At 66.6% G+C, this 21,171-nt stretch carries 18 protein-coding genes; 13 read left to right on the top strand and 5 right to left on the bottom strand.

Translation table 11 applies throughout. From position 1 onward, the window contains the following. Positions 1 to 12: 12 nt before the first annotated feature. Positions 13 to 978 (top strand): magnesium/cobalt transporter CorA, encoded by a 966-nt coding sequence (gene corA, locus CJ010_RS11780; protein WP_141018204.1) that lies wholly within the window; start codon positions 13 to 15, stop codon positions 976 to 978. 30 nt (positions 979 to 1,008) lie between these two features. Here the strand turns inward: corA and CJ010_RS11775 are convergent, their stop codons facing one another. Both CJ010_RS11775 and CJ010_RS11770 read right to left on the bottom strand, forming a co-directional pair. Beyond that, a complete protein-coding gene (locus CJ010_RS11775; protein ID WP_141018203.1) occupies positions 1,009 to 3,378 on the bottom strand; it encodes a bifunctional diguanylate cyclase/phosphodiesterase in 2,370 nt (789 codons plus the stop codon). Further along, complete coding sequence (locus CJ010_RS11770; protein ID WP_141018202.1) at positions 3,375 to 3,899, bottom strand: hypothetical protein; 525 nt, start codon at positions 3,897 to 3,899, stop codon at positions 3,375 to 3,377. The genes CJ010_RS11775 and CJ010_RS11770 overlap by 4 nt, the downstream gene beginning before the upstream one ends. A 200-nt stretch (positions 3,900 to 4,099) precedes the next feature. Here CJ010_RS11770 and CJ010_RS11765 point away from each other — a divergent pair, with 200 nt between their 5' ends. Beyond that, positions 4,100 to 5,176 carry a 3-deoxy-7-phosphoheptulonate synthase gene (locus tag CJ010_RS11765; protein WP_141018201.1) on the top strand — a complete coding sequence of 359 codons (1,077 nt, stop codon included), beginning with the start codon at positions 4,100 to 4,102 and terminating at the stop codon, positions 5,174 to 5,176. Then, entirely contained in the window at positions 5,173 to 6,003 is an 831-nt protein-coding gene (serB, locus tag CJ010_RS11760) for a phosphoserine phosphatase SerB (RefSeq protein WP_141018200.1), read from the top strand. Before CJ010_RS11765 ends, serB begins: the two co-directional genes overlap by 4 nt. Before the next feature lie 8 nt (positions 6,004 to 6,011). Here the strand turns inward: serB and CJ010_RS11755 are convergent, their stop codons facing one another. Beyond that, entirely contained in the window at positions 6,012 to 6,731 is a 720-nt protein-coding gene (locus tag CJ010_RS11755; protein ID WP_141020675.1) for an ABC transporter ATP-binding protein, read from the bottom strand. On the opposite strand from CJ010_RS11755, the gene CJ010_RS11750 reads away from it, so the two are divergent. Then, positions 6,715 to 7,323 carry an arylesterase gene (locus tag CJ010_RS11750; protein ID WP_141018199.1) on the top strand — a complete coding sequence of 203 codons (609 nt, stop codon included), beginning with the start codon at positions 6,715 to 6,717 and terminating at the stop codon, positions 7,321 to 7,323. The genes CJ010_RS11755 and CJ010_RS11750 overlap by 17 nt on opposite strands. Positions 7,324 to 7,326: 3 nt before the next feature. Here the strand turns inward: CJ010_RS11750 and selD are convergent, their stop codons facing one another. Beyond that, the gene (gene selD / locus CJ010_RS11745; RefSeq protein WP_141018198.1) at positions 7,327 to 8,367 is read right to left on the bottom strand and encodes a selenide, water dikinase SelD; all 1,041 of its coding nucleotides are present in this window, start codon (positions 8,365 to 8,367) and stop codon (positions 7,327 to 7,329) included. 43 nt (positions 8,368 to 8,410) lie between these two features. Here selD and mnmH point away from each other — a divergent pair, with 43 nt between their 5' ends. Beyond that, a complete protein-coding gene (gene mnmH / locus CJ010_RS11740; protein WP_141020674.1) occupies positions 8,411 to 9,463 on the top strand; it encodes a tRNA 2-selenouridine(34) synthase MnmH in 1,053 nt (350 codons plus the stop codon). 7 nt (positions 9,464 to 9,470) lie between these two features. On the opposite strand, the gene CJ010_RS11735 is transcribed toward mnmH, so the two are convergent. Next, positions 9,471 to 10,013, bottom strand: a complete 543-nt coding sequence (locus tag CJ010_RS11735) for a bifunctional 2-polyprenyl-6-hydroxyphenol methylase/3-demethylubiquinol 3-O-methyltransferase UbiG (protein ID WP_141018197.1) — start codon at positions 10,011 to 10,013, stop codon at positions 9,471 to 9,473. A 330-nt stretch (positions 10,014 to 10,343) separates the two neighbouring features. Here CJ010_RS11735 and CJ010_RS11730 point away from each other — a divergent pair, with 330 nt between their 5' ends. The 8 genes from CJ010_RS11730 to minD all read left to right on the top strand — a co-directional run bounded on the left by CJ010_RS11730 (position 10,344) and on the right by minD (position 21,171). Beyond that, the gene (locus CJ010_RS11730; protein WP_205754947.1) at positions 10,344 to 12,029 is read left to right on the top strand and encodes a PAS domain S-box protein; all 1,686 of its coding nucleotides are present in this window, start codon (positions 10,344 to 10,346) and stop codon (positions 12,027 to 12,029) included. A gap of 171 nt (positions 12,030 to 12,200) precedes the next feature. Further along, positions 12,201 to 14,888, top strand: coding sequence for a bifunctional acetate--CoA ligase family protein/GNAT family N-acetyltransferase (locus CJ010_RS11725; RefSeq protein ID WP_141018196.1), 2,688 nt, complete (start codon positions 12,201 to 12,203; stop codon positions 14,886 to 14,888). 6 nt (positions 14,889 to 14,894) lie between these two features. Then, positions 14,895 to 15,743: a D-hexose-6-phosphate mutarotase gene (locus CJ010_RS11720; protein ID WP_141018195.1), complete on the top strand. Its 849-nt coding sequence runs from the start codon at positions 14,895 to 14,897 to the stop codon at positions 15,741 to 15,743. A 162-nt stretch (positions 15,744 to 15,905) separates the two neighbouring features. Beyond that, positions 15,906 to 18,230 carry a Tex family protein gene (locus CJ010_RS11715; RefSeq protein ID WP_141018194.1) on the top strand — a complete coding sequence of 775 codons (2,325 nt, stop codon included), beginning with the start codon at positions 15,906 to 15,908 and terminating at the stop codon, positions 18,228 to 18,230. Between the two features lie 13 nt (positions 18,231 to 18,243). Further along, positions 18,244 to 18,615, top strand: coding sequence for an ArsC family reductase (locus tag CJ010_RS11710; RefSeq protein ID WP_141018193.1), 372 nt, complete (start codon positions 18,244 to 18,246; stop codon positions 18,613 to 18,615). Continuing rightward, complete coding sequence (locus tag CJ010_RS11705) at positions 18,612 to 19,478, top strand: Hsp33 family molecular chaperone HslO (RefSeq protein WP_141018192.1); 867 nt, start codon at positions 18,612 to 18,614, stop codon at positions 19,476 to 19,478. Before CJ010_RS11710 ends, CJ010_RS11705 begins: the two co-directional genes overlap by 4 nt. A 92-nt stretch (positions 19,479 to 19,570) precedes the next feature. Then, on the top strand, positions 19,571 to 20,326 hold the full coding sequence (gene minC / locus CJ010_RS11700; protein ID WP_141018191.1) for a septum site-determining protein MinC: 756 nt from the start codon (positions 19,571 to 19,573) through the stop codon (positions 20,324 to 20,326). A 32-nt stretch (positions 20,327 to 20,358) separates the two neighbouring features. After that, the gene (gene minD / locus CJ010_RS11695) at positions 20,359 to 21,171 is read left to right on the top strand and encodes a septum site-determining protein MinD (protein WP_141018190.1); all 813 of its coding nucleotides are present in this window, start codon (positions 20,359 to 20,361) and stop codon (positions 21,169 to 21,171) included.

Here is a 21,171-nt window from a genome sequence, read left to right as displayed (position 1 = left end):
CGGAGATCATCGATGCTCATCAACTGCATTGCCTACCAACACGGCCGCAGGCTCGCCAACGTGAAGGTCGAGGATATCTCCGACTACCTGCTGAAGCCGGACTGCTTCGTCTGGGTGGCGCTGAAGGATGCGACGCCGGACGAAATGGCGCAGATGAAGGAAGAGTTCCGTCTTCACGAGTTAGCCGTCGAAGACGCCAACCACGGCCACCAGCGCCCCAAGGTCGAGGAGTACGACGACGAAGTGTTCGCGGTGATGCACCTGATCGAGGAAGTCGACAACCAGATGGTGGTCGGTGAGGTACACGCCTTCGTCGGTCGCAACTACATCCTGTCCGTACGCAACCGTAGCCAGCAGGACTTCCTCGGCGTGCGCGCCCGTTGCGAACGCGAGCCGAAGATGCTCGCCAAGGGTTCGGGTTATGTCTTCTACGCGCTGATGGACGCGGTGGTGGACCGCTACTTTCCCTTCATCGAGAAGCTGGAAACCGAGCTCGAAGCGATGGAGGAGCGCATCTTCACCAGGGGCGCCGCACGCTCCAACATCCGCCGCCTGTACCGCCTCAAGCGCAAGGTCACCGTGCTCAAGCATGCGGTGACCCCGTTGATGGAAGCGGCCGGCAAGCTGCACAGCGGCCGGGTTCCGCCGGTGTGCGCGAACAGCCGGGACTACTTCCGCGACGTCTTCGACCACCTGACCCGCATCAATGCCAGCCTGGACAGCATCCGCGACACCATCGCCACCGCGATCCAGGTGAACCTGTCCATGGTCACCATCGACCAGACCGAAGTCAGCAAGCGACTCGCCGCCTGGGCCGGGATCTTCGCGGTCGCCACCGCCTTCGCCGGCATCTGGGGCATGAACTTCGTCCACATGCCCGAGCTGCAGTGGGAATACGGCTATCCGCTGGCGATCGGCCTGATTGCGGCGTCCTGCGGCCTGCTCTACTGGCGCTTCAAGAAGGCGCGCTGGCTGTAGCTGCGCTTCGGCCGGAGCCTGGCCGCGGGATCAGTGCAGCGTCACGCCATCACGACAGGCGAGTTCTGCATCGGGTCTGCCGAACAGATAGCCCTGAAAGCCATGACAGCCGTGCTGCAGCAGGAAGTCGTGCTGCTCTTCCGTTTCCACACCCTCGGCCAGCACATCCAGTCCGAGACTTTGGCCGAGCGCGATGATGGTGCGGGCGATGATGGCGTCGTTGGGATCGGTCATCACGTCGCGCACGAAGGAGCGATCGATCTTGAGCTGATCGAGCGGCAGCCGTTTCAGGTAGGCGAGCGAGGAATAGCCGGTACCAAAGTCGTCCAGTGAGAAGCCGACGCCAAGGCGCTTGAGCCGGTCCATGCGCGCGATCGCATCCTCGACATCCTCCAGCAGCATGCTCTCCGTCAGCTCCAGCTTGAGACGCCCCGGCACCACGCCGGTACGCCGCAGCACCTCTTCGACTTCGCCGCAGAAATCCGGATGGCGGAACTGGCGCACGCTCACGTTGACCGCCAGCGTAAGCCCGGCGGTGACGGGGTCGCCGGCCCACTCGGCCAGGGTGCGACAGGCCTGCTCCAGCACCCAGCGCCCCAGCGGCACGATCAGCCCGGTGCGCTCGGCGAGCGGGATGAAGCTCGCCGGCGACACCACACCCTGTTGCGGATGATGCCAACGCACCAGCGCCTCGGCCCCGGTCATGCGGCCATTGCGGTCCAGTTGCGGCTGGAACAGCAGCGCGAAGTTGCCCTTGCGCAAGCTGCGCCGAAGCTCGGACTCCAGCGCGGAATGCGCGTCCACCGTGGCCTGCATCACCGGATCGAAGAAACGCAGCGTGTTGCGCCCGGCCTCCTTGGCCTGGTACATCGCCAGGTCGGCGCGCTTGAGCAGTTCGGCGATCCCGCCATCCTCGGCATCGAACAGCGCGATGCCGATGCTGGGCGTGCTGTGCGCCTCGCGCCCATCGAGCACATAGGCATCGTTGAGCGCCGCAAGGATCTTCTCGCCGGCGGCCTCGGCTTGGGTCGCGGCCTCCTCCTTGTCGCTGCTGAGATCTTCCAGCATCACCACGAACTCGTCGCCGCCCAGCCGCGCCACCGTGTCGGCATCGCGCACGCACTCGATCAGGCGTGCCGCGACCTGGCGCAGCAGCATGTCGCCGTACTGATGTCCCTGGGTGTCGTTGAGCGTCTTGAAGTTGTCGAGATCGATGAACAGCAGCGCACCATGCCGCCGGCTGCGGGCGTGCGTCGCCAGCGCATGGTCGAGGCGATCCATCAGCAGGCGGCGGTTGGGCAGCCCGGTCAGCGGATCGTAGAAGGCGAGCTGGCGGATCTCGTCCTCGGCAGCCTTGTAGGACGTGACGTCGTGGCTGTGGCCGTGCCACAACACCCCGCCGTCGGCCTCGGCCTGCGGCGTGGCGAACGCGCTCATCCACTGGACGCTGCCGTCCGGCCGCAGGATGCGGTACTCGCAACTGGCCGGTTGCAGCGTTTGCCCCGACACTTTCACCGCCGCAAGTACCGCAGCGCGATCCTCGGGATGGATGACGTCAAGTACCGCGGTCCCGTTGGCGGCCACGGCCTCCGGCGCCACGCCGAAGATCTTCAGCAGTCCCTTGCTGGCATAAGGGAATCCTGCGCTGCCGTCGGGCCGGCGACGGAACTGATAGATGACGCCGGGCACGTTGTCGGCGATCTTCTCGAGACGCTCGCGCAACTCGCGCTGCACGGCCTCGCTGCGTCGCAGTTCGCCGTCGCGCTCTTCCAGCGCGCGTATGCTGCCCTGCTGGCGCAGCAACAGCGCCACCAGGCCGAGGCCGAATGCGCCCAGCAGCACGATCATCGCAGTAGAGGTACTGCCCAGCCGGTCCAGCGCCGCGCGCTGAGCCGACGCCTGCTGCATCGAACGCTGGAACACCTCGTCGTTGAGCCGTTGCAGCTCGACACGCACCGCTGCCACTTCGCCGACATGCGCGGCAAGCACCGCCGGATCGACGCGCGCTGCCAGCAGGCTGCGATCGACCGCCTCCAGCACGCTGGACAGGCGCGCATTGAGCTCGGCCATGCCCTCGAAACGCGTATCCGAATAACTGGTGGCGTTGTCGCGCTGGCGCAGGAATGCCATGTCGAGGCCGAAAGCCAGTCGTTCCAGACGGGCCGGCGTCGGCGAGACCGCCGCGAGTTCGAGCTTGGCTTCGAGTTCGAGCACGTCGGTCAGCAATGCAGCGAAGTCCCGCTCCTTGTACAGCGAAGTCAGCGGCAGCGCAGATGCGATGCGGCCGACGCTGGACGAGAGCAGCATCACGCCGGCAAGCGAGCCGACGAAGACGACCAGGGCCAGCAGCGGGAAACGGTTCCGATGGATACGGCCCAGCCAGCCCTGCAGCGCACTCATTCGTTCACGGCCTCGATGCTGCGGATCAGCCACACCCAGCGCAGGCGGTAGGTCGGATCCTGCAGGCTGGTGCTCATGTCGCGCGGGTAGATGATGCGGAACGGCCCCTTGTTGCGCGCGCTCATCGCCACGCCGTCGCGCCGCGTTGCGAGCAACAGTGGCCAGCGGGTCCAGTCGGCGCGCGGCAGCACCTGGGAAAAACCGTCGAGGGCAAGCACGCGTATCGCCTTCGCGTCGGCCAGACCGGCAGCCTGCAGCACGTCGCTCAGCAGCGGCCCTTCATAGACGCCGTCGTCGCCCGGCCAGAAAGTCGCCGTGCGCACCCGATAGAGGCCGAGCGCCTCGATTTCGGCCAAGGACAACACCTTGCTGCCTTGCCCCCCTCCGACGAAGGCGACACTGGCCCTGGTGTCGGACAAGGGCGCGAGTTGTACCGGACGGGGTTCGGACACCGCAGCCGCAAAGCCCGCCCCGCAGGACAGCATCGAGCAAAGGAGCAGGACGGCGGCTGAAGCCTTCATCGTCGGCGGCGAAATGGTCAAAGAAAATCGCGCGATTATAGATGTTTACGTGGCGAGCGCGGCATGAATGCGCCTGCTGCCGGCACCCGGCGGCGACGTCTGCGGCAACGCCTCGCCGCCACGGATGCCGCGCGGAAAAGGAGCGAGCGCGGGCTTCGGGTTACAATTCCGCTCTTTCAGGCCGCACCCGGGAGCGCTTCATGTCCGTCGCCCAAACCGAAAATCTCAACATCGCCACCGTCGATCACATGCCCTCGCCGGAGGAAATCAAGGCACGCGTGCCGCTGTCCGAACAGGCCGCAGCCACCGTGCTGGCCGGCCGCAAGGCACTTGCCGACATTCTCGAGGGGCGCGACAAGCGCATCTTCGTGGTGGTCGGCCCCTGCTCCATCCACGATCCGGTTGCGGGGCTGGACTATGCCCGCCGGCTGAAGGCACTTGCCGACGAGGTATCGGACACCATGCTGCTGGTGATGCGCGTGTATTTCGAGAAGCCGCGCACCTCCACCGGCTGGAAGGGCTTCATCAACGATCCCTTCATGGACGACTCGTTCCGCATCGACGTCGGCATGGAAAAGGCCCGGCGCTTCCTGCTCGACGTGTGCGAGATCGGCCTGCCGACCGCCACCGAGGCGCTCGATCCGAACGCGCCGCAGTACTACGGCGACCTCGTCGGCTGGACCGCGATCGGCGCCCGCACCTCGGAATCGCAGACTCACCGCGAGATGGCTTCCGGCCTGTCCACCCCGGTCGGCTTCAAGAACGCCACCGACGGCGACCTCGACGTGGCGATCAACGGCATCATCTCCGCAGCCCATCCGCACAGTTTCCTCGGCATCAACGGCCAGGGCCAGTCGGCCATCCTGCGCACCCGCGGCAACCCCTACGGCCATGTCGTGCTGCGCGGCGGCGGCGGCCGGCCGAACTACGACACGGTATCGGTCTCGCTCGCCGAGCAGGCGCTCGCCAAGGCCAAGCTGCCGGTGAATGTCGTCATCGACTGCTCGCACGCCAACTCCTGGAAGAAGCCGGAACTGCAGCCGCTGGTGATGAAGGACGTGATCCACCAGATCCGCGAGGGCAACCGTTCCGTGGTCGGCCTGATGATCGAGAGCAACATCGAGGCCGGCAACCAGCCGATTCCCGCCGACCTCAGCCAGCTCAAGTACGGCTGCTCGGTCACCGACGCCTGCGTCGGCTGGGACACCACGGCCGACATGATCCGCAGCGCCCACACGGTGCTGAAAGAAGCGCTCGCCCGGCGGGAGCGCGCATGAACCTTGTCGTCCAGGGCGAAGATGTCGACAGCGTCGCCCTCAAGTCGCTCGCCAAACTGACGGCCGCGCGCGCGATCGAACAGATCACGCCGCAGGCTTTCCGCCTGGTCGCGGCGCAAGCGGCGGACGGCATCGCGGAACACTGCAACGCGGCAGCCATGGACTGGGCCTGGGTGGAAGACGGCCGCCGGCTCGCCGACTTCGGTCTCTTCGTGACCGACATGGATTCGACGCTGATCAACATCGAGTGTATCGACGAGATCGCCGACATGCAGGGCCTGAAAACCGAGGTCGCCGCCATCACCGAAGCGGCGATGCGCGGCGAAATCGACTTCCGCGAATCGCTCACGCGGCGGGTCGCGCTGCTCGCCGGCCTGCCGGAACAGGCACTGGAATCGGTCTATGCGCAACGCCTGCAGCTCAATCCGGGCGCCGAACGCCTGCTCAAGGGGCTGCGCAGGGCCGGCGTGCGTACCGTACTGGTGTCGGGCGGCTTCACGTATTTCACCAGCCGGCTGCAGGAACGTCTGGGTTTCGACCATGCCTACGCCAACGTCCTGGAAGTCGAGAACGGCCGCCTGACCGGCCGCGTGGTGGGCGACATCGTCGACGGTGCAGCCAAGGCGGCACATCTGCTGCGACTGCGCGACGAACTCGGACTCAGCCCGGCGCAGGTGATCGCCGCCGGCGACGGCGCCAACGACATCCCGATGCTGAGTGCGGCCGGCTTCGGCGTGGCCTACCGCGCCAAACCGGTACTACGCAAGGTAGCGTGCTGCTGCCTCGACCACGTCGGCCTCGACGGCATACTCAACCTCTTCGGCTGACGTCCGCGTCAGCCGGCCGCCGCTGCAGCAGCCTCGACCAGCCGTCCCGCCTTCATGCGCAACACCCGGCCGCAGCGCGCGGCCAGGCTCTCGTCGTGGGTGACGAGGATCAGCGTGGTGCCGGCCTCGCGGTTGAGCTTGAACATCAGCTCGATCACCGCACGGCCAGTATCGGCATCCAGGTTGCCGGTCGGCTCGTCAGCCAAGAGCAGCCTGGGATTGGGCGCGAAGGCCCGCGCCAGCGCCACCCGCTGCTGCTCGCCGCCGGACAGATGTTTGGGGTAGTGCTTCAAGCGCCCGTCCAGGCCGACACGTTCCAGCCAGCGCGCGGCAACGTCGCGCGCATCGGCCGCGCCTGCAAGTTCCAGCGGAAGCATCACGTTCTCCAGCGCGGTCAGCGCCGGCAGCAGCTGGAAGGACTGGAACACGAAACCGACCGTCTCGCCACGCAGGGCGGCGCGCGCATCCTCGTCGAGCGCGAACAGGTCGCGTCCCTGTATCCTCACCGTGCCGGCGGCGGGAACATCCAGCCCGGCGAGCAATCCCAGCAGCGTCGATTTGCCCGAACCCGAGGCGCCGACGATGGCCACCGACTCGCCCGCACCGACCGAGAAGCTGACGTCCTCGAGAATGTGCAGTTCGCCCTGTCCGTCAGCCACCGGCACGCGTTTGGCGAGGTTTTCGACCTCTATGACCGGAATGGAGAATTCAATGCCGCTGCGATCCATCGTGACCCTTTTGTTCATCCTGTTGTCGGGCGCTGCCCAGGCAGCCACCATCCTGGTGTGGGGTGACAGCCTGTCGGCCGGTTACGGCCTCAAGGCGGGGGAAGCCTGGCCCACCCTGTTGCAGACGCGCCTGACCCGCGAAGGGTTCCGTCACACCGTCGTCAATGACAGCGTTTCCGGCGAAACCTCGTCCGGCGGACGCTCCCGGCTACCGGACGCCCTCGCCCGCCACAAGCCCGACATCCTCATTCTGGAACTCGGCGCCAACGACGGCCTGCGCGGTCTCAAACCGGATCTCCTCGCCGACAACCTGGCGGCCATGATCGCCAGCGCGAAGAAGGCCGGCGCCCGGGTCCTGCTGGTGGGCATGCGCATGCCGCCCAACTACGGCCCGGCCTACACGCAGCGTTTCGAAGCCACCTTCGCCGACATCGCCCGTACGCACAAGGTCGGCTTCGTGCCCTTCCTGTTCGACGGCTTTGCCGACAGGCCTGAACTTTTCCAGGCAGACGGAATCCACCCCGCCGCCGAGGCCCAACCGATGATCCTGGACACCGTCTGGCGAGGACTCAGGACGATGCTGAAAGGCTGAATGTCAGCGCAACGCCAGTCGGGCGGGCCCGGCTTCCATGGCGCCGATCACCCGCGCCTCGTTACCCTGAATCTCGCGCACCGCAGCCAACACCTGCTCGGCCGCCTCCGGCGCGCAGGCGATCAGCAGGCCGCCCGAGGTCTGCGGATCGGTGACCAGCTTGCGTTGCCACTCTTCCGCACCGGCCGGCATATCGACCGCCTCGCCGTAACTCGCCCAGTTGCGGCCCGAAGCACCGGTCGCGACGCCATCGCGCACCAGCTGCACCGCTTCGGCGATCAGCGGCAGGTCGTCGAAGCGCACCGTCGCGCCCAGGCCGGCGCCACGGCACATCTCGAGCAGATGACCTGCCAGGCCGAATCCGGTCACGTCGGTCACCGCGTGCACCTCGTCGATCTCAGCCAGGCGGGCGCCGACGCGGTTGAGCGTGGTGGTCCAGCGCAGCATCTCGTCGTAGCCGGCCTCGCTCAGCAGCCCCTTCTTCAAACCGGCGGACAGGATGCCGACGCCGAGCGGCTTGGTCAGGACGAGCACGTCGCCGGCGCGCGCGCCGGCGTTGGTGCGGACCCGCGCCGGATCGACCACACCGATGCCGACCAGCCCGTAGATCGGCTCCAGCACGTCGATGGAATGGCCGCCGGCGATCGGGATGCCGGCTTCGCGACACACGGCGGCGCCACCTTCGAGGATGCGTGCGATGACCCCGGACGGCAACTTGTCGAGCGGCATGCCGACCACCGCCAGCGCCATGATGGGCGTGCCGCCCATCGCGTATACGTCCGACAGCGCATTGGTCGCAGCAATGCGGCCGAAGTCGTAGGGATCGTCCACGATGGGGGTAAAGAAATCGGTCGTTGCCACCACCGCCTGACGGTCGTTCAAACGATAAACTGCGGCGTCATCCGCGGTTTCGGTGCCGACCAGCAGGTCAGCCGGCATCAGCCCCGGCGGCATGCCGGCGAGCATGTCGGCCAGCACGGCCGGCGCGATTTTGCAGCCGCATCCGCCGCCGTGGGAAAATTGCGTGAGTCTGATTTTTTCCATGAGTCCGAAGGAGTGGCGCACGCAGGATGCGGCGCCGGAAACCATGCATAAAGGCGTTGCGACCGTAGCACAGCGGGGGGAGTTTGACGAGATCATCGACGCCCGCACCCCGGCCGAATTCGCCGAAGACCACATTCCCGGCGCGGTCAACCTGCCGGTGCTCGATAACGAGCAGCGCGCCACCGTCGGCACCATTTACACCCAGCAGTCCCCGTTCGAGGCCCGCCGCATCGGCGGGGCGATGGTGGCCGAAAACATCGCGCGCCACGTCTTCGGCTACATGCAGGACAAGCCCAAGCGCTGGCGGCCGCTGATCTACTGCTGGCGCGGCGGCCAGCGCAGCGGTGCCTTCACCACCTGGCTGCGGATGATAGGCTGGGATGCCAGCCAGCTCGAAGGCGGCTACAAGCGTTTCCGCCACCTCGTCATCGAAGATATCGCCCGCATCGCACCGGCGCTGCAGTGGCGCGTCATCGGTGGTGCGACCGGCAGCGCCAAGACCCGCATACTCGAGGCGCTCGCCGCCGAAGGCGCACAGGTGGTGGATCTCGAAGGTCTCGCCGCGCACAAGGGTTCGGTTCTCGGCGCCCTGCCCGATCGTCCTCAACCTACGCAGAAGGGTTTCGAAACCGCGCTGCATGCGGTGCTGAGCGCGCTCGACCCGGCCCAGCCGGTGTTCGTCGAAGCGGAAAGCCGCAGGATCGGCCGTATCTTCCTGCCCGACCCGCTGCTCTTCGCCATACGCGATGCGCCCTGCATCGTGATCGACGCCACGCGCGAGGCGCGCCTGGAATACCTGGTGCGCGACTACGCCTACCTCGGCGACGACATCCCGCGCCTGCAGGGCCTGATCGAAAAGCTTCGCGGTCTTCAGAGCAACGAACGCATCGACAGCTGGCTGGCGCTGGCCGGCGCCCGCGCGTTACCCGCCCTGTTCGGCGAGTTCATCGACCATCATTACGACCCGCTCTACCGCCGCTCCCAGAACGGCAACTACAGCGCTTACGGCACAGCGCCACGCATTGCGGCGGACGACCTGAGACCGCACAGCATCCCGCTGCTCGCGCGCCGGATCCTCGCCGCGATACAGCGTTGAGCAGGGTTCAGGGCAGCGCGATCAGACCGCCGGAGGCGTTCACCGCACAGATGCGCTGTATCGCCGCCGGCCGTGGCTGCGCCGTTTCGCCCTGCTCGAAGGCAACCACCGTCCAGCCTGGCGGCAACCGCTGCAGCAATTCATGCGGTGCCAGCAGGAATTCAGGATTGCTGGGTTTGCCGAAGCGCTCGTTACCCGCCATGAAGGTTTCGTAGATAAGCACGCCGCCAGGGCCGAGCAGGTCGAGCAAATCGTTGAAGCGCGGACGATAAAGGTAGTTGGTGACGACCACCGCATCGAAACGCCTGCCCTCGTAGGGCCACCCGCCCTGTTCGAGATCGGCGTGCAGGGTGCGCAAGCGGGGCACACCGGACAGCAGTTCGAGCGCGACACCGTCACGATCGACCGCCTCGACGCGGAACCCGCGCTGCGCCAGCCAGCGCGCATGACGCCCGCCGCCGCAAGCATAATCGAGCACCTCGCCACCCGCTGCGATCAGGGAGGAGAAGCGGGTTACCCAGGACGAGGGCGTAGCCAGGCTGGAATGCATGCGTTGGTCCTTCAGCCCACCACTCCGTGCAGACGGCGGAATAACAAGAGCATGGAGATGTTCTGCGTGGAATTGGGCAAAATAGCGGAAAAGCATGCCGCGCGAGGCGCGGCGACGATGTCGCATTCTACGACAGGCAGCACCCGGGATCGCCAAGTGGCCACAGCGGCATTGGCGCACAATCTGCCATTTGGCCGATCTATGCTATAGAAACGCCGTGCCATACAACGAGCCCGAACATGCCGACTACGCATTTCGAGGTAACGAGGAAGCGGAAGCCCCGTGAACTGCGCACACGATGACCGCCCCCCCCGCCCTCGGCGGCCAGGCTTGCGGACCCGCTGGCAGGCTGGATTGCTTGCGCTCGCGTCTTCTGCCTGCCCTGCGCTTGCGCTGGCTGCCGATGGCAGCGGCGACACCTACGCTCTTGCCGCCGCGGGGCTGATCGTCGGCGCGCTGGCAGGCTTCGGTTTCGGCAGCCGCCGTACCCGGCCGCGGCCCCCGACGGAAGCCGAAGGCAACCTGCCCGGTCCGGACGCCCGCGGCCTGCTCGAGCTGATCGCCATGGCATCGGACTGGGTGTGGTCCACCGATGCCGACCACCGCTACACCCGCATCGGCGAAGGCCTGCGCACCCATACCGGGATCGATCCGCGCAGGCTGCTCGGTCGCCGGCCGTGGGAACACGCCTGGGACGAATACGAACCGGCTGACTGGCTCAAGTACCGTGGCCACATCGAGCAACACGAGGCGGTGACGTTACAGCTGTCGTGCCGCGCCGGCGACGGCAGCGTCCACCACCTCGAACTGATCGGGCGGCCGATGCTGCGCAGTGGCGAGTTCGCCGGCTATCAGGGCATCGGCCGCGACATGACCGAGCAGGTCGCCACCGAACGCGCGCTGCAGGAAAGCCAGCAGCGCTACTTCGAGGTGGTCGAGGCAGTCAACGAAGTCATCTTCCGCACCGACACCGTAGGTCGGCTGAGTTTCGTCAACGGAGTCTGGCGCAGCATCACCGGCTACCGCGTCGAACAGAGCCTGGGCAAACCGCTGGTCGATTTCTTCCACCCGGACGATCGCGCCGACGCCGAACAGCAACTGCTGGCGGTAGCCGACGGGCGCCTTCCCGAGTGCCACTACGAATTGCGCCTGCGCACCCGCGAAGGCGAGATTCGCTGGATCGAGGCGGCCTGCCGGCCGATCACCGATGCCGCCGGCAACAAGCTGGGCCTGGCCGGCACCCTCGACGACATTTCCTCGCGCAAGGTCGCCGAACTGACGCTGAAGAACATCAACCAGGAACTCGAGGCCCGGGTGCGTCTGCGCACCGCCGAACTCGAAGCGTCCAACCGCGAGCTGGAAGCCTTTTCCTACTCGGTGTCGCACGACCTGCGCGCGCCGCTGCGCGCCATCGACGGCTTCGCCCGCATCCTGGAAGAGGAACTCGACACCAAGCTGGACAGCACCTCGCGCAGCCACATCGAGCGCATCCGCAAGGCGACGCAGCGCATGGCCCACCTGATCGACGCGCTGATCGAGCTCGCCCGCCTGACCCGCCAGTCGCTGCACAAGGAGACTTTCGACATTTCCGAACTGGCACTGCAGGTGATCGAGGAGATCCGCGCCGAAGACCCCGAGCGCAAGGCCGAGGTCGAGATCACCCGCGCGCTCATCGTCACCGCCGATCGCACCCTGGTGCGGGTGCTGCTCGAAAACCTGCTGCGCAACGCCTGGAAGTTCTCGGCACGCGAGGAGGTCGCGAAGATTTCCTTCCGTGCCGAGCGCGAACGCGAACGCCGCGTTTTCTGCATCGCCGACAACGGGGCGGGCTTCGACATGGCCTTCGCCTCCAATCTGTTCCGTCCCTTCCACCGCCTCCACAACGCCACCGAGTTCGCTGGCACCGGCATCGGCCTCGCGACGGTGCAGCGCATCATACAGCGCCATGGCGGCGTCATCTGGGCGCAGTCCAAGCCGGGCGAAGGCGCCCGCTTCTACTTCACGCTGGGGGGCTGACGCCATGACTGCCAACTGCTTCACGCCGACAGCAGTCATCCGGACGGCCCCCGGCGAAGTCTCGTACAGTGGATTTGTGCACTGCAGTACAATGCCGGCATTCCTAGATCCCCGGGTGCCGGTCTTTCCGTACCGACCGCACTCCGCATCCATTCCACCGGGCAGCCTCCGATGAAAGAAAAGCACTATCTCTCTCCCCTGCTCGAGCCGCGCTCGGTCGGCGTCATCGGCGCCAGCGAACGCGAGTCTTCCCTGGGCAACGTGCTCATCCGGAACATGCTCGATGCCGGCTACAAGGGCCGGCTCTTCGCCATCAATCCCAAGCACGAAACGGTGCTTGGCATCCCCTGTTACAAGTCGGTGGAAGACGTGCCCCACCGTCTCGATCTGGCCGTGATCGCGGTCCGCGCCGAGAAGGTCGCCGCCATCGTCGACAGCTGCGGCCGCGCCGGCGTCAAGGCGGTCATCATCCTGTCCTCAGGCTTCTCCGAATCGGGTCCGCGCGGCGCGCTGTTCGAGCGTCACGTCATCGAAGCCGCGCGTCGTCACAAGATCCGTCTGCTCGGCCCCAACTGCCTGGGGATCATGCGGCCGGAACTGGGGCTCAACGCCACCTTTGCACACGCCAGCGCGGTCAAGGGCACCATCGGCCTGATCTCGCAGTCGGGGGCCCTCTGCGCCGCGATTCTCGACTGGGCCAAGCCGAACAACGTCGGTTTCTCGGCGGTGGTGTCGCTCGGCACCTCCTCCGACATCGACTTCGGCGAAATCCTCGAATTCATGATCTCGGACCCGCGTACCGAGAGCATCTTCCTGTATGTCGAGGGCGTGCGCGATGCGCGCCGCTTCATGAGCGCGCTGCGCGGCGCCGCGCGGGTGAAGCCGGTGCTGCTGGTGAAGGTGGGCCGCCATCCGGACGTCTCCCGCGCCATCCTGTCGCATACCGGCGCGCCGGTCGGCGACGACGCCGTGTTCGACGCGGCGCTGCGCCGTGCCGGCGTGATCCGCCTCTACAACATGGGTCAGCTGTTCGCCGCGGCCAATGCGCTGTTCTCCCACTTCCGCCCGCGCGGCAACCGGCTCGCGATCATCACCAACGGTGGCGGTCCGGGCGTGATGGCGGCGGACCGTGCGGCCGATCTCGGCATTCCCCTGTCGCAGTTCTCCGAAGGCACGATGGAAAAGCTCAACGCGGCGCTGCCGTCGAGCTGGTCGCGCGGCAACCCGGTGGACATCCTCGGCGATGCCGATGTCGAACGCTATAAGAAGGCGGTGCAGGCAGTGCTGGAAGGCCCCAACGTCGACGGCGTGCTGGTGATGCTGACGCCGCAGGCGATGACCGACCCGAGCGGCGTGGCCGAGGCAATCATCGAACTGGAGAAGACCGCCGACAAACCGGTAGTCACCTGCTGGATGGGCGAGGATCTGGTCACCGATGCCCGCCACCGCTTCATCGAAGCCGGCATTCCCACCTTCCGCACGCCGGAACCGTCGGTCGAACTCTTCAGCCACATCTCGGCCTACTACCGCAACCAGAAACTGTTGATGCAGACGCCGGCCTCGCTGTCGCACCTGTCGCCGCCTTCCATAGAAAGCGCCCGGCTGGTGATCGAGACCGCGCTTGCCGAACGCCGCAAGGTCTTGAACGAGATGGAGTCGAAGGCGCTGCTGGCAGCCTTCCGCATTCCGATCGCGCAGACGGTGATCGCGCGCTCGGCCACCGAAGCCATGGTGCTGGCCGAGGAAATCGGCCTGCCGGTGGTGATGAAGATCGATTCGCCCTCGATCATCCACAAGTCGGAATCCGGCGGCGTGCGGCTCAATCTCGGCAGCCTCGCCGCGGTACGCACCGCCTACCAGGAGATCCAGGACGAGGTCCGCAAGAACCGGCCCGACGCAAACATCAACGGCGTCGCCATCGAGCCGATGATCCTCAAGCGCAACGGCCGCGAGCTGGTCGTCGGTGTCCGCCGCGACCCGGTGTTCGGCCCGGTGATCACCTTCGGCGAAGGCGGCAACCGCGTCGAGGCCAACCGCGACGTGGCGGTCGCGCTGCCGCCGCTGAACAACTACCTGGCGGGCGACCTCATCCGCTCCAGCCGGGTGCATGCCCTGCTCGGCGAGTTCCGCAACCTGCCGCCGGTGGACATGGAAGCGCTCGAACTGGTGCTGCTGCGCGTGTCGGAGATGGTCTGCGAGCTGCCGTGGATCACCGTGATGGACATCAACCCGCTGATCGTCGACGAAAACGGCGCGGTCGCCGTCGATGCCCGCATCGTGGTCGAGAACGTGTCGCCCACGGCGGACCGCTACGACCACATGGCCATCCATCCCTACCCGTCCCATCTCACCAGCAAGTGGACGGTCCCCGATGGCACCGAGATCACCATCCGCCCGATCAAGCCGGAAGATGCCGAACTCGAGGTCGAGTTCGTCCGCGGCCTGTCGACCGAGACCAAGTACTACCGCTTCATGAACACCATGCGCGAGCTGCCGCCTGCGATGGTGGCCCGCCTGACCCAGATCGACTACGACCGCGAGATGGCCTTCCTCGCCACCATCATGGTCGATGGCGCCGAAAAGGAAATCGGCGTGTGCCGCTACGCGGTGAACCCCGACGGCGAATCCTGCGAGTTCGCGGTAGTGGTCGGCGACGACTGGCAGCATCGTGGCCTTGCCCGCAAGCTGATGGGCGTGCTGATCGAGGCCGCACGCGGCAAGGGCCTGGCCTACATGAACGGGGTCTTCCTAGCCAACAACGACCGCATGCTCAAATTCGTGCAGGGCCTCGGCTTCGTGCTCACGAACGATCCGGACGACAGCACCATCAAACTCGGTGTGCTGTCCTTGCAGGACTGAAACACGATGTCAGCCAGTATCGAAAACATCGACTTTCACGGCCAGCCCGCAATCGCCCTGGCCACTGCCAGCGGTGCGCGCGCCGTCGTCAGCCTCTTCGGCGGCCAAGTGCTGTCGTGGAAGCCGGCCGGCGGCGAAGAGCGCCTCTACCTGAGCGAGCACGCAGTATTCGACGGCCAGACCGCGATCCGTGGCGGCGTGCCGGTGTGCTTTCCGCAGTTCGCCGGCTTGGGCCCGCTGCCCAAGCACGGTTTCGCGCGCAATCGCACCTGGTCGCTGGTGGATCGCCGCACCGGCGACGACTTCGCGCTGCTCATCCTTCGCCTGACGGACGACGACGAGACCCGCGCGCTGTGGCCGCATCGCTTCAGCGCCGAACTCACGGTGCTGATCGAGGACAGCCGTCTCGAACTTGAATTGGAAGTCACCAACGAGGGCGACGCCACGCTCGAATTCACCGCCGCATTGCATACCTATCTGCGCGTACGCGAGGTCGAGGAATCGCGCCTTGAAGGGCTCTACGGCCAGGAATACCGCGACAGCGCCGACGGCGATCGTATCAAGCGCGACAGCGGCGACGTGTTGCTAATCGAGGCCGAGACCGACCGCGTCTATCACGACGTCCAGCGCCCCCTGCTGCTGCGCGAGTACGACCGCAGCCTGGGCATCAACGCCGAGGGCTTTCCCGACGTCGTCGTCTGGAATCCGTGGGAAGAACGCTGTGCCGCGCTCGCCGACATGCCGGCCAAGGGCTTTCGCCGCATGCTCTGCGTCGAGGCCGCCGCGGCGCGGCAACCCGTCTCGCTACCGGCCGGCAAACGCTGGTGGGGCCGGCAGACCCTGCTTGCGCTTTGACCACGGGTCGGATCGCACACGTCGCTACGGGATGATTCCTGCGGGTCATGCCGCGCTTGCCCCATCGGCGGCCTTGCTGCACCATCTTGCCCCTTTCCGCCGCTGCCCGGCCCAGGCCGGGCGGCGGCGCATCCATTAGCACCGGATTACGCCGAAACAAACATGCTGCCCCCGATCGAACACCGCATTGCCGACGAAATCGGCGTTTCTCCCCGCCAGGTCATGGCCGCCGTCCAGCTGCTCGACGATGGCGCCACCGTGCCCTTCGTCGCCCGCTACCGGAAAGAAGCCACCGGCGGACTCGACGACACTCAGCTGCGCACCCTGGAAGAACGCCTCGGCTACCTGCGCGAACTCGAAGACCGCCGCGCCACCGTCATCGCCTCCATCGAGGAACAGGGCAAGCTGACCCCCGCCCTGCGCGCCGAGGTCGAGAACGCCGACACCAAACAGCGCCTCGAAGACCTCTACCTGCCCTACAAGCCCAAGCGCCGCACCAAGGCGCAGATCGCCCGCGAAGCCGGACTCGGCCCCTTGGCCGAAAGCCTGCTCGCCGATCCGACCCTCGATCCGGAAGCCGAAGCAGGAAAGTACTTCAATGCCGAGGCCGGCTTCGGCGACACCAAGAGCACGCTGGACGGTGCCCGCCAGATCCTGATCGAACAGTTCGCCGAAGATGCCACCTTGCTCGGCGAACTGCGCGACTACCTGCAGGAACACGGCAAGGTGCGTTCGACCGTGATCGAAGGCAAGGAGAACGAGGGCGCCAAGTTCCGCGACTGGTTCGACTTCCGCGAACCGATCTCCACCCTACCCTCGCACCGTGCGCTGGCGCTGCTGCGCGGACGCAACGAAGGCGTGCTGCGTCTGGCCCTGGACGTCGACCGCCCCGATCCGGACGCGCCCCACCCCTGCGAAGGCCGCATCGCCGCCCGCTTCGGCATCCGCAACCAGGGCCGCCCGGCCGACCGCTGGCTGGCCGACACCGTGCGCTGGGCCTGGAGCGTGAAGATCTCGCTGCACCTGGAACTCGAACTGATGGGCCAGCTACGCGAGCGCGCCGAGGAAGAGGCGATCCGCGTCTTCGCACGCAACCTCAAGGATCTGCTGCTGGCCGCGCCCGCCGGCAGCCGGACCACCATGGGTCTGGACCCGGGCATCCGCACCGGCGTGAAGGTCGCCGTGGTCGATGCCACCGGCAAGCTGGTCGACACCGCTACCGTCTATCCCTTCGAACCCCGCCGCGACCGCGAAGGCACGCTGGCCACGCTGGCCGCACTGGCGAAGAAACACAAGGTCGAGCTGATCGCCATCGGCAACGGCACCGCCTCGCGTGAAACCGACGCGCTCGCTGCCGAACTGCTCAAGCGCCATCCGGAATTCGCGCTCACCAAGGTCGTCGTGTCGGAAGCCGGCGCCTCGGTGTACTCCGCCTCCGAACTCGCCGCGCGCGAATTCCCGGACGTGGATGTGTCGCTGCGCGGTGCGGTCTCGATCGCCCGCCGCCTGCAGGATCCGCTCGCCGAACTGGTCAAGATCGACCCGAAGTCCATCGGCGTCGGCCAGTACCAGCACGACGTCAATCAGGGCAAGCTCGCCAAGAGTCTGGACGCGGTGGTGGAAGACTGCGTGAACGCGGTCGGCGTCGATGTGAATACCGCCTCGGCCCCGCTGCTGGCGCGCATCTCCGGGCTCAACGCCACACTCGCCGGCAACATCGTCGAGCACCGCAATGCCAACGGGCCCTTCGCCAGCCGCGACGCGCTCAAGAACGTGGCCCGCCTCGGCCCCAAGACTTTCGAACAGGCGGCGGGCTTCCTGCGCATCCCGACCGGCGACAATCCGCTCGACGCCTCTTCGGTGCACCCGGAAGCCTACCCGGTGGTGGAACGCATCCTTGCCCGCGTGCAGAAGAACGTTCGCGAGCTGATGGGCAACAGCAGCTTCCTGAAGTCGTTGAAGCCGGCGGAATTCACCGATGAACGCTTCGGCCTGCCCACGGTGCAGGACATCCTCGCCGAGCTGGAGAAACCCGGCCGCGATCCGCGCCCCGAGTTCCGCACGGCCACCTTCCGCGAAGGCATCGAGACCGTGAAGGATCTCGAGCCGGGCATGATGCTGGAGGGCGTGGTCACCAACGTCACCAATTTCGGCGCCTTCGTCGACATCGGCGTGCATCAGGACGGCCTGGTACACATCTCCGCGCTGGCCGACCGCTTCGTCAAGGATCCGCACAGCGTGGTCAAGGCTGGCGACGTGGTGAAGGTGAAGGTGCTCGAAGTCGATATCGCCCGCAACCGCATCGCGCTCACCATGCGCATGAGCGACGAGGCCACGCCCAAGCGCGCCGACGACGGCAACCGTCGCCCTCCGTCGGGCGACCGGCGCCCCAACGGGCAACGCCCCGCCGCACCGCGCCAACAGGAACGCCAGGCCCCGACCAACAACGCGCTGGCGGCCGCCTTTGCCCGCGCGCGGGGCAAGTAAGCAGGAGGAACGCATGCAAGCGGTCATCTACGGCATCAAGAACTGCGACACCATGAAGAAGGCCTTCGGCTGGCTCGCCGAGCACCGTGTCGCCTACCGCTTCCACGACTACCGCAAGGACGGCCTCGACGCCGACACCCTGCGCGGCTGGTGCGGCAGCGTCGGCTGGAAGGCGCTGGTCAACACCCGCGGCACCACCTGGCGCAAGCTGAGCCCGGAACAACAGGCGATAGCCGGCGAAGATGCGGCCATCGCGCTGATGCTGGAGAACCCCAGCCTGATCCGCCGGCCGGTACTGGCAGCCACGGGCAAGGAACTCCTGATCGGCTTCGAACCCGAGCGCTACGCTGCCACTTTGGACGCCGACGGAGGTTCGAAATCATGAGCACCCATCCGCTGCCGCCCAGCTACATCCAGCGCTTCATGCTGGAAAACCTCGACATCCGCGGCGCCGTCGTGCGCCTGGACGACGTCTGGCAGGCGATGCAGGCCGGACGCGACTATGCCCCGGCCGTGGCCCGGCTGCTCGGCGAGATGGCCGCGGTGTCGACCGTGATTGCCGGCAATCTCAAGCAACCGGGCCGTCTCACCTTCCAGATCCAGGGCCACGGCCCGGTCAGCCTGCTGGTGATCGACTGCGCCGAAACGCTCAACCTGCGCGGTTATGCCAAGGCCGAAGGGAGCGTCAGCGGCGACAGCCTGTCGGCGCTGGTCGGCGACGGTCGTCTGCAGCTCAGTCTGGACGTCGAAGGTCTGGACCAGCCTTACCAGAGCCTGGTCCCGCTGGAGGGCGACAGCATCACCGATACCTTCACCCACTACCTTGCCCAGTCCGAACAGCAGCCCGCCGGCCTCTGGCTGGCGTGCTCGCCGGACGCGGCTGCGGCCCTTTTCGTGCAGAAGCTGCCGGGCGCCGACGCCAAGGATCTCGACGGCTGGTCGCGCGTACAGACGCTCGCCGAAACCGTCCGGCCGGAAGAACTGCTGGGGCTCGACCCCGCCGAGTTGCTCGGACGCCTGTTCGCCGAGGAGGACGTACGTCTGTTCAAGCCACGTGCGGTCACCCATCATTGGCCGCCCAACCGCGAGAAGGTCGCCGACATGCTGCGCGGGCTGGGTGAAGAGGAAATCCGCGCTGTGCTGGACGAATATGGCGAAGTGGTGGTGCACGACGACCTCTCCAACCACACCTACCGCTTCACCGAGGAGGACGTCGCCATACTCTTCCAGCCACCGACCCTGCACTAAGGCACGGATGCGGCGCAACCAGCGCCGTTTCCGACCTTGCCGGAAACCCCTGCCCTTATTACACTTCGCTGATTTTGAAGACCTTATCGCCCATGTCCGCCTCCGCGCCCGTCCGTCCGATCGAATTCCGCAACACGGCCTTGGGCGCCACCATCGCCGTCCTCCGCGAAACCGAACCGGCCCGGCTGGCGGACGAGCTGCACAAGATGCTGGGCGGCATGCCGGACTTCTTCAGCGGTGAAGCGGCGGTACTCGACTTCGGTGGCCTTGCCGAGCATCCCGCCCGCATCGACTGGGCCGGTCTTCTGTCATTGCTGCGCCGTTACCAGCTTCAACCCGTGGGCATCCGCAACCTCGACCCGGCGCTGGTCGCGGGCGCACGCAAGGCGGGCCTGGCGGTGCTGGACAGCGCCGAAATCCACGACCGCCCGGCCGCCGAGTCGCCGCGTCCGGCACCGGCGCCGCAGCGCGTCGAAGCGCCCGCCCCAGCCCCGCTGCCGGCCGGCACCCTGTTCATCGATCGCCCGCTGCGCTCCGGCCAGCAGGTCTATGCGCGCGGCGGCGATCTGGTGCTGCTGGCCGGCATGAGCAACGGCGCAGAAGTCATCGCCGACGGCAGCATCCACTGCTTCGGGCCGCTGCGCGGACGCGCACTGGCGGGCGCCCAGGGCAATCCGGCAGCTCGCATCATCGCCACCAATTTCGGTCCGGAACTCGTTTCGATTTCCGGCGTGTACCGCACCTTCGAGCGCGGCATTCCGGAAGCGATCGCCGGCCGCGGTGCCCAGGTGCGGCTCACCACCGGTCAGGACCAGACACTCGATATCGAACCGCTGCAGCTCGACTGACGCGGCACACACAATTTGCACAAGGGGAAACCGTGAGAGTCATCGTCGTAACGTCCGGCAAGGGCGGCGTAGGCAAAACCACCACCAGCGCAGCCTTCGCTTCGGGACTCGCCCTGCGCGGCTTCAAGACCGCGGTGATCGACTTCGACGTCGGCCTGCGCAACCTCGACCTCATCATGGGCTGCGAACGCCGCGTGGTGTACGACCTGGTCAATGTCATCAATGGCGAAGCCAAGCTCAACCAGGCGTTGATCAAGGACAAGCACTGCGACAACCTCTTCATCCTCCCGGCCTCGCAGACCCGCGACAAGGACGCGTTGACGGAAGCCGGCGTCGAGGCGGTGCTGAAGGAGCTCGAGCACATGGCCTTCGACTACGTGGTGTGCGACTCCCCCGCCGGCATCGAGCGCGGCGCGGTGATGGCGCTGACCTTCGCCGACGAGGCCATCGTCACCACCAACCCGGAAGTCTCGTCGGTGCGAGATTCCGACCGCATCCTGGGTATCCTGCAGTCGAAGTCCAGGCGCGCCCGTGACGGCGGCGAGCCGGTCAAGGAGCATCTGCTGGTCACGCGCTACTCGCCCAAGCGCGTCGAGGACGGCGAAATGCTGTCGTACAAGGACGTTCAGGAACTGCTGCGCGTGCCGTTGATCGGCGTGATCCCGGAGTCCGAATCGGTGCTGCAGGCTTCCAACCAGGGTACGCCCGCCATCCACCTCAAGGGCAGCGACGTGGCCGAGGCCTACACCGACGTCGTCGGCCGTTTCCTGGGCGAAGATCGCGAATTGCGTTTCGTCAATTACGAAAAGCCCGGCCTGATCAAGCGTCTGTTCGGAGGCAAGTGA

It is taken from the genome of Azoarcus sp. DD4 (genome assembly GCF_006496635.1).
In the GTDB taxonomy this organism is placed as follows: domain Bacteria; phylum Pseudomonadota; class Gammaproteobacteria; order Burkholderiales; family Rhodocyclaceae; genus Azoarcus.
The sequence above is the reverse complement of the archived record's forward strand: the minus strand, read 5'-3'. Positions and strand labels throughout refer to the sequence as shown.